Source organism: Streptomyces sp. NPDC005263 (assembly GCF_042872365.1).
In the GTDB taxonomy this organism is placed as follows: Bacteria; Actinomycetota; Actinomycetes; order Streptomycetales; family Streptomycetaceae; genus Streptomyces.
Genome location: NZ_JBIAKJ010000003.1, coordinates 738,168 through 753,469 on the forward strand (window position 1 = coordinate 738,168; position 15,302 = coordinate 753,469).

At 70.3% G+C, this 15,302-nt stretch carries 16 protein-coding genes and 1 pseudogene; 8 read left to right on the forward strand and 9 right to left on the reverse strand.

What is annotated here, in order from left to right:
- Positions 1–98: 98 nt before the first annotated feature.
- Entirely contained in the window at positions 99–539 is a 441-nt protein-coding gene (locus ACFYRY_RS17040; protein ID WP_356768815.1) for a sec-independent translocase, read from the forward strand.
- Between the two features lie 230 nt (positions 540–769).
- Positions 770–1,426 (forward strand): hypothetical protein, encoded by a 657-nt coding sequence (locus ACFYRY_RS17045; protein ID WP_389145437.1) that lies wholly within the window; start codon positions 770–772, stop codon positions 1,424–1,426.
- 130 nt (positions 1,427–1,556) lie between these two features.
- Here the strand turns inward: ACFYRY_RS17045 and ACFYRY_RS17050 are convergent, their stop codons facing one another.
- From ACFYRY_RS17050 to ACFYRY_RS17060, 3 genes are read right to left on the reverse strand one after another with little or no spacing between them, the layout of a single operon-like run.
- Positions 1,557–2,690, reverse strand: coding sequence for an Mrp/NBP35 family ATP-binding protein (locus tag ACFYRY_RS17050; protein WP_389145440.1), 1,134 nt, complete (start codon positions 2,688–2,690; stop codon positions 1,557–1,559).
- A gap of 42 nt (positions 2,691–2,732) precedes the next feature.
- Positions 2,733–3,341, reverse strand: a complete 609-nt coding sequence (locus ACFYRY_RS17055) for a DUF1003 domain-containing protein (RefSeq protein ID WP_389145443.1) — start codon at positions 3,339–3,341, stop codon at positions 2,733–2,735.
- Positions 3,331–4,686 (reverse strand): magnesium transporter MgtE N-terminal domain-containing protein, encoded by a 1,356-nt coding sequence (locus ACFYRY_RS17060; RefSeq protein ID WP_389145446.1) that lies wholly within the window; start codon positions 4,684–4,686, stop codon positions 3,331–3,333. Before ACFYRY_RS17060 ends, ACFYRY_RS17055 begins: the two co-directional genes overlap by 11 nt.
- A 283-nt stretch (positions 4,687–4,969) precedes the next feature.
- On the opposite strand from ACFYRY_RS17060, the gene ACFYRY_RS17065 reads away from it, so the two are divergent.
- Complete coding sequence (locus tag ACFYRY_RS17065; RefSeq protein WP_389145448.1) at positions 4,970–5,722, forward strand: hypothetical protein; 753 nt, start codon at positions 4,970–4,972, stop codon at positions 5,720–5,722.
- Between the two features lie 34 nt (positions 5,723–5,756).
- Here the strand turns inward: ACFYRY_RS17065 and ACFYRY_RS17070 are convergent, their stop codons facing one another.
- Entirely contained in the window at positions 5,757–6,269 is a 513-nt protein-coding gene (locus tag ACFYRY_RS17070) for a hypothetical protein (protein ID WP_389145451.1), read from the reverse strand.
- Positions 6,270–6,292: 23 nt separating this feature from the next.
- Positions 6,293–7,411 (reverse strand): magnesium and cobalt transport protein CorA, encoded by a 1,119-nt coding sequence (locus ACFYRY_RS17075; RefSeq protein ID WP_389145454.1) that lies wholly within the window; start codon positions 7,409–7,411, stop codon positions 6,293–6,295.
- A 500-nt stretch (positions 7,412–7,911) separates the two neighbouring features.
- On the opposite strand from ACFYRY_RS17075, the gene ACFYRY_RS17080 reads away from it, so the two are divergent.
- Positions 7,912–8,508, forward strand: a complete 597-nt coding sequence (locus ACFYRY_RS17080; RefSeq protein ID WP_389145456.1) for a suppressor of fused domain protein — start codon at positions 7,912–7,914, stop codon at positions 8,506–8,508.
- Positions 8,509–8,550: 42 nt separating this feature from the next.
- Here ACFYRY_RS17080 and ACFYRY_RS17085 read toward each other — a convergent pair whose 3' ends face one another.
- Entirely contained in the window at positions 8,551–9,801 is a 1,251-nt protein-coding gene (locus ACFYRY_RS17085; RefSeq protein WP_389145459.1) for an MFS transporter, read from the reverse strand.
- Positions 9,802–9,961: 160 nt separating this feature from the next.
- Between ACFYRY_RS17085 and ACFYRY_RS17090 the strand changes: the two genes are divergently transcribed.
- From ACFYRY_RS17090 to ACFYRY_RS17100, 3 genes are all read left to right on the forward strand, one after another.
- Entirely contained in the window at positions 9,962–10,603 is a 642-nt protein-coding gene (locus ACFYRY_RS17090; RefSeq protein ID WP_389145462.1) for a DUF6758 family protein, read from the forward strand.
- A 216-nt stretch (positions 10,604–10,819) separates the two neighbouring features.
- A complete protein-coding gene (locus ACFYRY_RS17095) occupies positions 10,820–11,677 on the forward strand; it encodes a PHP domain-containing protein (RefSeq protein ID WP_389145465.1) in 858 nt (285 codons plus the stop codon).
- A 48-nt stretch (positions 11,678–11,725) separates the two neighbouring features.
- Complete coding sequence (locus ACFYRY_RS17100; RefSeq protein WP_389145468.1) at positions 11,726–12,331, forward strand: MarC family protein; 606 nt, start codon at positions 11,726–11,728, stop codon at positions 12,329–12,331.
- Between the two features lie 92 nt (positions 12,332–12,423).
- Here ACFYRY_RS17100 and ACFYRY_RS17105 read toward each other — a convergent pair whose 3' ends face one another.
- Positions 12,424–12,576, reverse strand: a complete 153-nt coding sequence (locus ACFYRY_RS17105) for a hypothetical protein (RefSeq protein ID WP_356768789.1) — start codon at positions 12,574–12,576, stop codon at positions 12,424–12,426.
- 236 nt (positions 12,577–12,812) lie between these two features.
- Between ACFYRY_RS17105 and ACFYRY_RS17110 the strand changes: the two genes are divergently transcribed.
- A complete protein-coding gene (locus ACFYRY_RS17110; RefSeq protein WP_389145472.1) occupies positions 12,813–13,706 on the forward strand; it encodes an NYN domain-containing protein in 894 nt (297 codons plus the stop codon).
- Positions 13,707–13,724: 18 nt separating this feature from the next.
- Here the strand turns inward: ACFYRY_RS17110 and ACFYRY_RS17115 are convergent, their stop codons facing one another.
- Complete coding sequence (locus ACFYRY_RS17115; RefSeq protein ID WP_389145475.1) at positions 13,725–14,594, reverse strand: alpha/beta fold hydrolase; 870 nt, start codon at positions 14,592–14,594, stop codon at positions 13,725–13,727.
- A 129-nt stretch (positions 14,595–14,723) separates the two neighbouring features.
- Positions 14,724–15,302 (reverse strand): annotated as a pseudogene (locus tag ACFYRY_RS17120) (DEAD/DEAH box helicase); the annotation flags it as partial.

Here is a 15,302-nt window from a genome sequence, read left to right on the forward strand (position 1 = left end):
GTACAGGATCGCCGGGTACCGTGGACCCGGCCCGGACCACGGAAGACCCGCACTGACCACCGAGGGCCGAGGACCGAGGACATCGCAAGGAGCTTCAGGTGTTCAATGACATAGGACCGCTCGAGGTGGTGACGCTCGTCGTCCTCGCCGTGCTCGTCTTCGGTCCGGACAAGCTCCCGAAGGTCATCCAGGACGTGATGCGGACCGTGCGCAAGATCCGGGAGTTCTCGGAGAGCGCCAAGGAGGACATCCGCAGCGAACTGGGCCCGGAGTTCAAGGACTTCGAGTTCGAGGACCTCAACCCCAAGACGTTCATCCGCAAGCAGTTGGACAACGACGACCTGGGGCTCAAGGAGATCCGCAACGGCTTCGACCTGAAGAAGGAGATGGCCGAGGTCACGGACGCCGTGCACAGCCGCGAGTCGGACTCCTCCACCTCGTCCGGGTCGTCCTCCGACACCTCCGGCGGCACCGTCGACATGACGAAGAAGCCCGAGAAGCCGGACGACCGCCCACCCTTCGACGCGGACGCCACCTGAGCCCCAGCCACCTCATGCGCGACAGCACGTGACGCGTTTCATACTCCGTCCAGCCGTCCTACGGCCCGAACGGGCCCCCTGAACGCCCCACGCGGTGGGCGCTTTCCCTGCTGCTCGGAGCGGTGTGGATATGCTGCCGAGTTGTTGTGCGGGCCGAACGCGAAACAGCAACGCCGCCCGAAGGGGGGCGGGCCGTTCGGTCCGACGAGAACGAGGAGGCGTCCGGGCACATGGAGACGACGAGTCGGGCAGTCGCGCAGACGCCGGCCGCGGAGGGCGGACAACCCGTCCCCTCCGCCCGGCACACGGTCGACGGCTACCTGCTGGCGCCCTTCCCGTGGTACGGCCTCGACGAGGCCTTCACGGGACAGCGCTGGCTGATGCAGGTCGGGACGGCGGCCGACGGGGCCGTCGAACACGGTTCGATCGGACACGGCGACGAGCCCTCCGTACGGAACGAGGCGTCGGAGGACAAGGACAAGTTCGCGGTGGTGGTGACCGTCGCGGCGAATCCTTCCCGCAGGAGCCCCGACGGTACCGGGCTTCTGGAGGCCACGTCGGTGTCCTCGGCGGCCTGGCTCGCGGGCGTGGGTCTGCTGTCCTTCACCTGGCCCGGGCACATGGACCACACGCTGCGCGACGACTGGCTGGAGCAGCAGACCGAGACGGCGTGGGCGCTGGCCGACGACCTGGACGGCTCGGAATGGTCGACCCTGTCCCTGCCGGTGGACGGGGTGCCCACGCCCTTCCACTACCGGGAGTCCGAGTTCGGCTGGGTTCTGGCCGGACCGACCCAGGAGGGCGTGCACGTGGGCGCGTACGGGAGGGGCATGAGCGCGTACGGGTTGGGCTTCGCCCTGATCAAGGACATTTCCGCGTACGCATGACCGAGCCTGTGCGTGACTGAGGGGCGCCGTTGTCTGCGGCGCCCCTTCGCCGTAGGCCGTCAGGTTGTCCGGCGGCTGCGGGTCTTTGGTGGCTTGTCGCGCGGTTCCCCGCGCCCCTACGGGGCGGGCCCTAGAACTTGTTCCGCGGAGTGATCCCGAGGGACAGGCCCGAAAGACCCCGCTGGCGGCCCCCCAGCTTCCCCGCGATCGCCCGCAGTGCGGAGCCCGCCGGGGAGTCCGGGTCCGTCAGAACGACCGGCTTGCCCTCGTCGCCGCCCTCGCGCAGGCGCACGTCGATGGGGATGGAGCCGAGGACCGGGACGGTGGCCCCGGTCGTGCGGGTCAGGCCGTCGGCGACGGACTGACCGCCTCCGGTGCCGAAGACGTCGACCATCTCGTCGCAGTGCGGGCACGGCAGGCCGGACATGTTCTCGACCACGCCGACGATCTTCTGGTGGGTCTGCACGGCGATCGCGCCCGCTCGCTCGGCCACCTCGGCCGCCGCCTGCTGAGGCGTCGTCACGACCAGGATCTCGGCGTTCGGCACCAGCTGGGCCACGGAGATCGCGATGTCGCCGGTGCCCGGCGGCAGGTCCAGCAGCAGGACGTCCAGGTCGCCCCAGTACACGTCCGCCAGGAACTGCTGGAGGGCGCGGTGGAGCATCGGGCCGCGCCAGACGACCGGGGCGTTGCCCGGGGTGAACATGCCGATCGAGATGACCTTCACGCCGTTCGCGGACGGCGGCATGATCATGTTCTCGACCTGGGTGGGGCGGCCGTCGGCACCCAGCATGCGCGGCACCGAGTGGCCGTAGATGTCGGCGTCGACCACGCCCACCTTCAGGCCGTCCGCGGCCATCGCCGCCGCCAGGTTCACGGTGACCGACGACTTGCCGACGCCGCCCTTGCCGGAGGCGACCGCGTACACGCGGGTGAGTGAGCCCGGCTTGGCGAACGGGACCTCGCGCTCGGTCTGGCCGCCGCGCAGCGCGGTCGCCAGCTCCTTGCGCTGCTCGTCGCTCATCACGTCCAGCGTGACGTCGACCCGGGTGACGCCCTCGACCGCGGCGACCGCGTCCGTCACCCGCTGTGTGATCGTCTCGCGCATCGGGCAGCCGGAGACCGTCAGGTACACGGTGACCGCGACCGCCCCGTCCGCACCGATGTCCACCGACTTGACCATCCCGAGTTCGGTGATGGGTCGGTTGATCTCGGGGTCGTTCACCGTCGCCAGTGCCTCGCGCACCGCGTCTTCCGTAGCCATACGACGATGGTACGGCGCCGCACACCGGCCCCGGAAAGCCTGTCAGCGGTCGTCTGCGTCACGTCCCCGCGGCCGTTCTGCCGGAACCGCGTGGAATGCGCTGTGCTCGTGGTGACCGTCGCGCCGTCCCTCCAGCTCCTTCACCATGTCCTGCAGCTCGGAGCGGATCCAGTCCCGGGTCGCGACCTCACCCAGACCGATCCGCAGGGCGGCGATCTCCCGGGTCAGGTACTCGGTGTCCGCGATGGACCGCTCGTTCTGCTTGCGGTCCTGTTCGAGGTTGACCCGGTCGCGGTCGTCCTGCCTGTTCTGCGCGAGCAGGATCAACGGGGCCGCGTAGGAGGCCTGGAGGGACAGCATCAGGGTCAGGAAGATGAACGGGTAGTTGTCGAAGCGCAGGTCCCGCGGCGCGAAGACGTTCCACAGCACCCACGCGATGATGACGACCGTCATCCACACGATGAACCGGCCGGTGCCCAGGAAACGCGCGATGCGCTCCGAGAGCCGTCCGAAGGCCTCCGGGTCCCACTCGGGCAGGATCCGGCGCCGGGGCTGCCGCGGCTGGTCCAGACGGGGTGTACGGGGCCGTGTGGTGGCGGTGGCGCCCGCCGGCGTGCGCTCGCGGGTGCCGGAGTCGCGTTCAGGAGTCATGCGGGGCCACCTCCTCGTCCTTGTCGTCCGGCTCGGCCTCGTCCTCGACCGCGACCTCGTCCTCCGCGGGCTCGGCCTCGGCTTCGTCCTCGTCGAGGTGGAACTCGGTCTCCCGCCAGTCCTCCGGCAGCATGTGGTCCAGTACATCGTCCACGGTCACCGCGCCCAGCAGCGACCCGGCCTCGTTCACGACGGGCGCCGCGACCATGTCGTACGTCGCGAAAAACCCAGCGACCAGGGGCAGCGCCGCGTCCGGGTCGAGGGGTTGCAGGTCGTCGTCGATGATCGAGCTGACCAGGGTGTACGGCGGGTCGCGCAGCAGCCGCTGGAAGTGGACGGTGCCCAGGTACTTGCCGGTCGGGGTCTCGTCGGGCGGCCGGCAGACGTAGACCTGCGCGGCGAGGGCGGGGGAGAGGTCGGCGTTGCGGACCCGGGCGAGCGCGTCGGCGACGGTGGCGTCGGGCCGCAGCACGATCGGCTCGGTCGTCATCAGCCCGCCCGCGGTGTGCTCCTCGTACGACATCAGGCGTCGCATGTCGGCCGCGTCGGCGGGCTTCATCAGGCTCAGCAGCCGTTCCTGGTCGTTCGTCGGCAGCTCGCCGAGCAGGTCGGCCGCGTCGTCCGGGTCCATGGCCTCCAGGACGTCCGCGGCGCGCTCCTCCTTCAGCTTGCCGAGGATCTCGATCTGGTCGTCCTCCGGGAGTTCCTCCAGGACGTCGGCGAGGCGGTCGTCGTCGAGGGCGGCGGCGACCTCGACGCGCCGCTTCGAGGAGAGATGGTGCAGCACGTTGGCGAGGTCGGCCGGGCGCAGCTGCTCGAAGGTGGCCAGGAGGCTCTCGGCGCCCTGTCCGTGCTCCTCCAGGGCGAAGCCGGTGACGGCGGACCACTCGACCGTCAGCGTCTCGCCCTTGCGCCGGAAGGCGCCGCCCTTGCCGCCCTTGCGGACGAACACCTTGTCGATCTCCCAGTCCCGGCGGGCCGGCAGCTGCTGCACCGACACGTCCAGGACGGTGACCTCCTCGCCGGTCTCGACGAGCGTGACGCGCCTGTCGAGGAGCTCCCCGAGCACCAGCCGCTCGGTGGGCCGCTGCTCGAAGCGGCGGACGTTGACCACACCGGTGGTGATGACCTGGCCGGACTGGATGCCGGTGACTCTCGTGATGGGCAGGAAGATTCGGCGGCGCGTGGCCAGTTCGACGACCAGGCCGAGCAGGCGCGGCGGACGGCGTCCGACGCGCAGCATGACCACCAGGTCACGTACGCGGCCGACCTGGTCGCCGGTCGGGTCGAAGACCGCGACGCCGGCGAGGTGCGAGACGAAGATCCGGGGGGCGCCGGCTGCCATGGCTGTGCTTCCTTTTCGTGCGGGATTCGTGAGAAGTCGGGTCCTGGGTCGGCTGCTGGGTCCGTTATCCGAATTGCCCGCTCGGGTGGGCTTCAGGCTAGCCCGTCCGCATCGGATACGCCCTGGTGAGCGGTCCGGACGATCCGGCTCAGCCGGGACCGCCGGGCCCCGGTACGCTGCCGTACGCCGCAGAGGGGTCCTCGCACCGTGCCCGGCCGGGTCGCGCGGGCGCTCATCGTGCGAGGCCCCCTGAAGGACCCCCGTCAGAAAGGCAGCCCCACCTGTGACTGCGATTCCCCGGCGCCGTACCCGCAGGGCCGCACTGGTGGGCGCCGCGTGCGCCCTGGCCGCGACGGGGACGGTCCTGACGGGATGCGGCGGCGAGGACCCGGACGAGGGCACCAACGGGGTCGGCAAGCTGCCCGCCGCCCAGATCCAGGCCCGGTCCCGGTCCGCCGCCGAGTCCGCCGACACCGTGCGGCTGGCCGGCAACGTGGTCGCCGGCGGCCGTACGTACAAGCTCGACATGCGGCTGAAGGCGGACGGTGCCTCCGGGGCGGTGACCGCGGCGGGGACGACCTTCCAGCTGCTGCGGGTGGGCGAGGAGCTCTTCCTGAAGGCCGACGCGGACTTCTGGACCGGCGCGGGCGGCAAGGGCGACGACGGGGACACCGCGGCGGGCGAGAAGCTCGACGGCAAGTACGTGAAGGTGCCCCAGGGCGACCCCTCGTACAAGAAGTTCAGCGTCTTCACGGACATGGGCGTCCTCCTCGACGGTCTGCTGACCCTGCACGGCACGTTGGAGACGGACGGCCGCCATGAGCAGGCGGGCCTGCGCACCGTCCGCGTCACCGGCGACGCCGGCTCCGGCGGCACCCTGGACGTCTCCCTGGACGGGAAGCCCTACCCGCTGCGCCTGGTCAGGGCGGGAGGCGCGGGCACCCTGACCTTCTCTGCCTGGGGCAAGGACTTCACCCTGGCCGAACCGGAGAAGGACGAAACGGTGGACTACGGCAAGCAGTTGCCGACGTCGTAGGCCCTCGCGGTGCCGAACCGCGCCGCTCTCCCGGCTACTTTCGCCGGCGTTTCCTCCCGAGCAGCCGCGGCAGACCGGCCGGCATCGGCCCGCGGGTGGTCGCCGGCGTCGGCAGCGGGGCCTCGGCCAGGTCGCCGTCGGGCAGCGGTGCTCTCGCGCCGGTCGGCTCCAGGCGCAGGACGCGGCACTCGCGGGACCAGCGCTCCGTCATCGCCTCACCGTCGGGCGCGTTCAGGCGCTTTCCCTTGAGTTCGGTGACCGTCGCCTCCCACTCGGGGGACCCGGGCGCCAGCTCCACGACCTTCGCCGTCCAGGAGACCAGCCGGCCGCCCTTGTCCTTGCTGCGGACCGTGACCTCGGCTTCGGCCCCGTCGACCAGCCCCGGCAGGGGCTGCTCACCGGGCCCGTCGCCGACCAGACAGGCCGCGCCCTCGTGCCACACGTGCCACAGGGCACGGGCCGGCGAACCGGGACCCTGGGCCCAGAGGAGGCCGGACTTCTTGGTGGCCTCCTCGACGAGGGCCCGTTCGAGCAGCTCGGAGTTCATGCGTCCACCCTAACCAGGTGCCGTCACAACCAGCCGTTGCGCTTCAGCGTGCGGTGGATGACCAGACAGAGGGCCACCGTGCCGGACATGATCGCCGGGTAGCCGTACTTCCAGTGCGTCTCCGGCATGTAGTCGAAGTTCATCCCGTAGACCCCGCACACCATCGTCGGCACGGCGATGATCGCGGCCCACGAGGTGATCTTCCGCATGTCCTCGTTCTGCGCGACGGAGGCCTGCGCGAGGTTGGCCTGGAGGATCGAGTTGAGCAGTTCGTCGAAGCCGACGACCTGCTCCTGGACGCGGGCGAGGTGGTCGGCGACGTCCCGGAAGTACTTCTGGATGTCCGGGTCGACCAGCCGCATCGGCCGCTCGCTGAGCAGCTGCATGGGACGCAGCAGCGGCGACACCGCCCTCTTGAACTCCAGTACCTCACGCTTGAGTTGGTAGATCCGCGCCGAGTCCACACCACGCGAGACCCCGCCCCGCCGCCCCGGCGAGAAGACCTCGGTCTCCACCTCGTCGATGTCGTCCTGCACCGCGTCGGCGACCGCGATGTAGCCGTCGACGACGTGGTCGGCGATCGCGTGCAGCACCGCCGAGGGGCCCTTGGCGAGCAGCTCGGGGTCGTCCTGGAGGCGGTGGCGCAGTGCCCGCAGCGAGCCCTGGCCGCCGTGCCGCACGGTGATGAAGAAGTCCCGCCCGGTGAAGCACATGACCTCGCCGGTCTCGACGACCTCGCTGTTGGCGTTGAGCCGGTCGTGCTCGACGTAGTGGATGGTCTTGAAGACGGTGAAGAGGGAGTCGTCGTACCGCTCCAGCTTGGGCCGCTGGTGGGCCTGCACGGCGTCCTCCACGGCCAGCGGGTGCAGTCCGAACTCCCTGGCGATACCGGCGAATTCGGCCTCGGTCGGCTCGTGCAGCCCGATCCACACGAAGCCGCCGTCGCGGCGCACCACGCGCATCGCGTCGTGCGGGGTCAGGGGCTTGTCCTGCGCGACGCGGGTGCCGTCGCGGTAGACGGCGCAGTCGACGACGGCGGAGGGCGTCGAGGGGTCGCGGGTGGTGTCGTAGAGCCCGGTGTCCTTGCGCAGGGAGATGCGGGACGGACGGACCACGGCACGCAGGTCGCGGATCATCGACATGGCTGGCTCCTTCGTGACAGGCAACGAAAGGCCGCCGGCGACGGGTGGAACAACCCGGAATGGGGACGGTCCTGACACGGGTCCTCCCCTTCGAGGGAGGCGAGGATGTTTGGCACGTCCACAAAGCGGGGAGCACCGCACCGTCGCGGTGGCGAGCTTCGCTACTGATACAGGTACTGATTCAGGCAGGCAGATCAGACAGATCAGGTAAAACGAAACGAAGCGCTCTTCCGCGGTGCAGTGAGTGCGAGAGGTGGCAGTCAGCCAGATTCCGGAGCAGCTACATCAGCGGCGGGAAGAGCGGGTGCTACTGCACGGTCGACTTCGGTCCATTGCAGCCCCACCTCCTCCGGCCGGTCCCTCGTAAGGGAGTCTCGTCGGCGTCGGGGCTTGACGGCGACGCTTCTGCGTGCTGCCCCGAACCACCGGGCAAGAGTAGCAGTCGCCCGAACTGTCAAGGCGCTGCTTTGCCCGGTACTGACGAGTTCTATGCTCGCCGCATGGCTGATGTTCTTCCTCTGGTCGAGGCCCGGTTGCGCACCGCGCTCGGCACACCGGACGCCCGCGCGGCGGTCACCTTCCTCGGCACGGACCGCATCGAGGTGCTGCGTTTCCAGGACACCGGCCAGGAGGGCGGGGTGGTCCGCTACGCCACGCTCGGCATGTCCGCGCAGCCCATGACCGACCCCACGGCGGCGCTCGCCGACCCGGTCAAGGGCCCGCGTGCCGAACTGGTCCTGTCGGTGCGTTCCGGTCTCGCCGACACCGACAAGGTGCTTCGTCCGCTCGCCGTTCTCGCCGCGTCCCCGCAGGTCGAGGGTCTGATCGTGGCTCCCGGCGCCTCCCTCGACGTCGGCGGACCGCTGTGGCCCGACGCCCCGTTCACCTCGGTGCTTGTCGCCGAGCCCGGCGGTCTGGTGGAGGACCTGGAGCTCGACGATCCCCTCGACCCCGTACGGTTCCTGCCGCTGCTGCCGATGACCCCGAACGAGGCGGCCTGGAAGCGCGTGCACGGCGCCCAAGCCCTCCAGGAGCGCTGGCTGACGAACGGGACGGACCTTCGGGATCCGTCCCGAAAGTCCGTCCCGCTGGCCTGACCCTCCAGGTGAGGAAGGTCACCAACCGGTGGCCGAAAAGTGTCAGTTGACGAACACGGCGACACTGTCCTCGGTCGCGTGCCGCGGCTCCAGCTCCTCGGCCTCGTGGGTGAGCGCCTTCCGGCGTACGACGACCACGAGCGCACCCAGGAGTGCCGTCACCGCGGCGACCACGAACGGGATGTGGATGTCGGTCCACTCCTCGATCTTCGGCGCGAAGTAGGGCGCGGCGGCCGCGGCGAACCAGCGCACGAAGTTGTAGCCCGCGCTGGCCACCGGACGCGGCGCGTCCGAGACGCCCAGGGCCAGCTCGGTGTACACGGTGTTGTTCACGCCGATGAAGGCACCGGACAGGATCGTGCAGACGACGGCCGTGGTGTGGTTGCCGTATCCGAGGGCGAGCACGTCGGCCGCGAGCAGCACCAGCGAGCCGCCGAGCACCTTCAGCGAGCCGAACCGCTCCTGCAGGCGCGGGGCCACGATCACCGAGAAGACCGCGAGCAGCACACCCCAGGCGAAGAACACCGCCCCCGACTTGTACGGGGTCATGTCGAGCACGAACGGGGTGAAGGCCAGCACGGTGAAGAACGTGTAGTTGTAGAAGAACGCCGAGCCCGCGGCGGAGGCGAGGCCGCCGTGGCCGAGCGCCTTGATCGGGTCCAGCAGTGAGGTCTTCCGGGCCGGCTTCGGCTGTTCCTTCAGGAACACGGTGATGCACAGGAAGCCGATGGCCATCAGGAACGCGGTGCCGAAGAAGGGGTAGCGCCAGCTGGCGTCACCGAGCAGCGCGCCCAGCAGGGGCCCGCACGCCATGCCGAGGCCGAGGGCGGACTCGTACAGCAGGATCGCGGCCGCGCTCCCGCCGGCCGCCGCGCCGACGATGACCGCGAGGGCGGTCGAGACGAACAGCGCGTTGCCGAGGCCCCAGCCGGCCCGGAAGCCGACCAGTTCGCCGACCGAACCCGAGGTGCCCGCGAGGCCCGCGAAGACCACGACCAGGGTGAGGCCGAGCAGCAGGGTCTTCTTGCCGCCGATCCGGCTGGAGACGAAGCCGGTGACCAGCATCGCGATCGCGGTGATGAGGAAGTAGGAGGTGAAGAGGAGGGAGACCTGGCTGGCGGTGGCGTTCAGGCCCGAGGCGATGGACGGCAGGATCGGGTCGACGAGTCCGATGCCCATGAAGGCGACGACGGACGCGCCGGCGGTGGCCCACACCGCCTTGGGCTGGCGCAGGATGCTGCCCGCTCCCGCGTCGAACGGATCCTGGCTTGCGGGGTCCTGGTGTGCTCCCATCGTGTGCTCCATCCCGAGCGAGGTAGTTGGTATATACACACAATAGGTTAGGGCGGCTAATAAATGCAAACTACATCTACTTTTCCCTGGTGAGCGGCTTCCGCTCGGACGGGTGATCGTCCCTTGACGTGGCGGGTCGGTGGTAGGACCGTGGGGCGCTATGAGGGGCGAACCCAGTTGCCCGAAGTGTGGTGGCCGGGTCAGGGCTCCCGGACTCTTCGCCGATAGCTGGCAGTGCGATCTGCACGGCACCGTGCATCCGGTGCAGCCCGTGATCCCGCCCAGCGTCGAGGCCCTCCAGGTGGTGGTGCACCGCACCAAGGTGCCGGTGTGGATGCCGTGGCCGCTGCCGGTCGGCTGGCTGTTCACCGGCGTCGCCTGCGCGGGCGACGACCGCAGCGGCGGCCGGGCCACGGCGGTGGCCTGCTCCGGGCCCGGACCGCTCGGCGGCATGGGCGAACTGATCCTGGTGGCCGAGGAGCTCGGCGTCGGCCTCGGCGCGCGCTATGCGGGCATCGACGGCCCGGATCCGGGTCCGTACATGAGCGTGGAGAAGCCGCCCCAGGCCAAGGTGCTGGCCGCCGGCCGTCCGACCCCGCTCTGGCATGTCGCCGGCGCCCCCGACGACCGCGCGGTCTTCGCGGGCGAGGCGCTGGGGATGTGGGTGTGGGCGGTGGTGTGGCCCGAGCAGTCCGGACTGCTGATGTACGACGAACTGGTGCTGACGGATCTGCGGGACGCGGGCGCGGAGGTGGAGTTGGTGCCGTGCGGGGCGTTGTCGCCGCGCCTGCTCAAGCCGTAGCGCTCCGCTGGGTTGGGCGAGTTGAGCCTTTGGGGCTTCGGTTCGCGGCCGTGTGCGGGGGGTCGGTGGCCGGTCGCGCGGTTCCCCGCGCCCCTTTCCGGTGCTGCTGTGAGGTATGTAGGGGGTGCAACCCTGTTGCGGGTGTGACAGTGGTGGGGGAACTCCGGTTATCCTTGAGCGTCCGCCGCTGTCCCGTCGCTGCTTGGAGTTCATGTCGTGCGTATCGATCTGCACTGCCACTCCACCGCGTCCGACGGTACGGACACCCCTTCTGAACTGGTACACAATGCCGCCGTCGCCGGTCTGGACGTTGTCGCCCTGACCGACCACGACACCACCCGTGGGTACGCCGAGGCGATCGCCGCGGTGCCGGAGGGGCTCACGCTGGTCACCGGCGCCGAGCTGTCCTGCCGTATCGACGGCGTCTCCATGCACATGCTGGCCTACCTCTTCGACCCCGAGGAGCCGGCGCTGCTCGCCGAGCGGGAGCTGGTGCGGGACGACCGGGTGCCGCGGGCGCGGGCGATGGTCGCCAAGCTCAACGAGCTGGGTGTGCCCGTGACGTGGGAGCAGGTCTCGCGGATCGCCGGAGACGGATCGGTGGGGCGCCCGCATGTCGCCACCGCCCTGGTCGACCTCGGCGTCGTGCCCACCGTGAGCGACGCGTTCACCGAGGAGTGGCTGGCGGACGGCGGCCGGGCCTACGTGCCGAAGCACGAGACCGACCCCTTCGAGGCGATCCGGCTGGTCAAGGGCGCGGGCGGGGTCACCGTGTTCGCGCATCCGGCCGCCGCCAAGCGGGGCCTTACGGTGCCGGAATCCGCGATCGCCGAGATGGCCGCGGCCGGACTGGACGGCATCGAGGTCGACCACATGGACCACGACGCGGACGCGCGCGCCCGACTGCGGGCGCTGGCCGCGGAACTGGGACTGCTGATCACGGGCTCCTCGGACTATCACGGCAGCCGCAAGACCGTCTCGCTCGGCGAGTACACGACCGACCCCGAGGTGTACGGGGAGATCACGCGACGTGCGACGGGCGCGTTCCCGGTGCCGGGGGCCGGCGGGGCCTGAGGTCACCTCCCGCACGTCCACGTCCCTCTCCCGTTCCGCAAGGCCTTCATGTTCGACGTCGCCGTCTTCGGCTCCCTCTTCCTGACCCTTTTCGTGATCATGGATCCCCCCGGGATCACCCCGATCTTCCTCGCGCTGACCGCCGGCCGCCCGGCCAAGGCGCAGAAGCGGATGGCCTTCCAGGCCGTCTGTGTGGCCGGCGGGGTGATCACCGTCTTCGGGCTCCTCGGGCACCAGATCCTCGACTACCTGCATGTCTCCGTGCCCGCGCTGATGATCGCGGGCGGGCTGCTGCTCCTGCTGATCGCGCTGGACCTGCTCACCGGCAAGACGGACGAGCCGAAGCAGACCAAGGACGTCAACGTGGCGCTCGTACCGCTCGGCATGCCGCTGCTGGCCGGGCCGGGCGCGATCGTGTCGGTGATCCTGGCCGTCCAGAAGAGTGGCGGTCTCGTGTCGCAGGTGTCGGTGTGGTCGGCGATCATCGCCATCCATGTCGTCCTGTGGGTGGTGATGCGGTACTCGCTGGTGATCATCCGGGTCATCAAGGACGGCGGCGTGGTCCTGGTGACGCGCCTCGCCGGCATGATGCTCTCCGCGATCGCCGTGCAGCAGATCATCAACGGGGTCACTCAGGTGGTCCGGGCGGGATAGGCGGCAGCCGCCCGGGTGCGCGGGTACGCGCAGAGCCCCCGTCCGGCATCGGTGCCGAACGGGGGCTCTGAAACCTGTAGAGGGATCCGGGGTTATGAGGCCGAGGCGTCGGCCGGGCGGATCCACAGCCGCTGCCCGATCGAGGCAGCCTGCTGAACGATACGGTTGACGGAGGCGGCGTCTACGACGGTGCTGTCCACGGGGGTGCCGTCGACATCGTCCAGTCGCATGATTTCGAAGCGCAAGGGCTTCTCCCTTCGTCTGGTCATCCTCCTGAGGAGAACTACTTGGCGGACGGAACAGGAGGCATCGGTGCTCCCTGTTCCGTACTAGTCAACGGGATGCGTGTTACAAACATTCCCTACGCTAAAGAAATTTTTCGAACGGCTAACTACTGACCGGTAAGCGGTGTGGACGAACCGGGAGGAGACTGACCGGGACCAGTTGTGTTCGCAGCGTGACCGCCGGGACAATGGTGGCGATGAACGAAGACCTCGCGGCCCTCAGTGCCCGCATCGACCGCACCAACGAGCTGCTCCAACGCATGCTCGCAGAGGTGGCGAAGACGCCCTCGACGCACGCCATCTTCGTCGACGCGGGATACCTGTATGCGGCAGCGGGACGACTGGTGGCGGGTACGGAGGACCGTCGCTCCTACGACCTCGACGCCGAGGGGCTGATCGAGGCGCTCATCGACCGGGCCCGCACCATCTTCGCGGACAGCCGGCTGCTGAGGGTCTACTGGTACGACGGCGCGAGACGCCGCATCCACACGACGGAGCAGCAGTCCATCGCCGAACTCCCGGACGTCAAGGTCCGACTGGGCAACCTGAACGCGAACAACCAGCAGAAGGGCGTCGACTCGCTCATCCGCTCCGACCTGGAGTCCCTCGCCCGGCACCGCGCCATCAGCGACGCGGCACTGCTCGGCGGGGACGAGGACCTGGTCTCCGCGGTGGAGGCGGCGCAGGGGTACGGCGCCCGCGTGCACCTGTGGGGCATCGAGGCGCCCGAGGGCCGCAACCAGGCCGAGCCGCTGCTCTGGGAGGTCGACAGCCAGCGCACCTTCGACCTCGACTTCTTCAAGCCGTACGTGTCCCGGCGCGCGGCCCCCGTCTACGAGGCGGCGGCGTCCCGTCCCACCCGTGACGACGTCCGTTTCGTGGGCGCGCAGATCGCGGCGAAGTGGCTGGCCGCGCGGGGCCGCGAGTCACTCGTCGAACTCCTGCCGGGCCACCCCTATCTCCCCGGCTCCGTGGACCAGGAGCTCCTGGTGGAGGCGGAAGGGCTGCTCCAGTACTCGCTGCGCGGCCAGGCGGACCTGCGCCGGTCCCTGCGGGACGGGTTCTGGGAGCATCTGCAGACGTTGTGCTAGGGGCTTTCGCAACAGGCCCTATCGGGCCGTGCCGCCGTCCCAGAAGTCGGCGAGGGCCTGTGCGGTCGGCTGGGGCTGGTCCGCGTTCGGGGAGTGCTCGGCGCCGGCGACGACCGTCCGGCGCGCCCGAAGCCGTACGGCCATGTCGTCGAGGAAAGTCACCGGCCAGGTGTCGTCGTGGGCGCCCGACAGTACGTGGAAGGGCAGTGGGACGGCGGATAGTTCGGCGACCCGGTCCGGCTCGGTGCACAACTGACGTCCCGTGGCGAGGAGTTGGGCGCGCTTGGTGCCCAGCCAGCGGCGCCGCAGCTGGTTCTGGTCGCCGATGCCGACGGCGGGCCCGCCGACCTCCTCCGGCGGACCCATCGCCTGGATGGCCTCCCACACCTCGGCCATGCCCATCACGGCGAGCGCGTCCCGTAGCAGCTTCACGCGCTGCTGCTGGGAGTCGGAGATCTGCGCCGGGCCGGAGGACATGAGGGTGAGCGAACGGAAGGGGGAGTGGTCGAGCAGTACGGCCGCCCGGGCGATCTGCCCGCCGAGGGAGTGCCCCAGCAGATGCACGGGCGTCCCGACGGCTTCGGCCTGCGCGAGCACGTCCCGCGCCAGCTGGTCCCGCGCGTAGGCGGACTCGTCGTCCTCGGGGCCGTCCGACTCGAACTGGCCCCGCCCGTCCACGGCCACGATCCGGTATCCGCGCGCCGTGAGCGGCTCGTGCAGCAGCGTGAAGTCCTCCTTGCTGCCGGTGAACCCGGGCAGCATCAGGACGGTGCCCCTCGCCTCGGCGCCGACCACCGGGCTGTCCACGACGGCGAATTCACCGCGTGCGGTGCGCAGGGCGTAGGCGCGGGCGCCCGGGGGCGGGGTGAAGGAGACGCGACGGCTCACGAGGGGAGATTATCGGGTCGGTGTCCCGCTGTACCGGGTCGGGAGGCGGGGCGCGCAGTTCGGTGGTCCGGGGCGGAAACGTCGACGGCCCGGTTCACGTGATGTGAACCGGGCCGTCGAGCAGCGGGATCAGCTCTCCGCGGGCTCCGTGGCCTCCGCGGCCTTACGGGGCCGCCGTACCCTCGGCGTGGCCTCGGCGGCCTGGGCCGGGATGCCGGCGGAAGCGGCGGGCTCCGCGGCGGCCGCGGTCTTGCGGGTCCGGCGCGCCTTGGGCTTCGCCTCGGCACCCTCGGCGGTGTCCACGGCGGTTTCGGCCGACGCGGCGGTCTTGCGGGTGCGGCGCGGCTTTGCCTCGGTGGGCTCGGCCTCGGCTTCCGCCTTTGCCGCGCTGGCCGTGGTGGTTTTGCGCGTGCGGCGCGGCTTGGTCTCCGTGCCTTCGGCGGTGTCCACGGCTGCTTCGGCGGTGGCGGCGGTTTTGCGGGTGCGGCGCGCCTTGGGCTTCGCCTCGGCGCCCTCTGCCGTGTCCACGGCGGTTTCGGCCGACGCGGCGGTCTTGCGGGTGCGGCGCGGCTTTGCCTCGGTGGGCTCGGCCTCGGCTTCCGCCTTTGCCGGGCTGGCCGTGGTGGTTTTGCGCGTGCGGCGCGGCTTGGTCTCCGTGCCTTCGGCGGTGTCCACGGCTGCTTCGGCGGTGGCGGCGGTTTTGCGGGT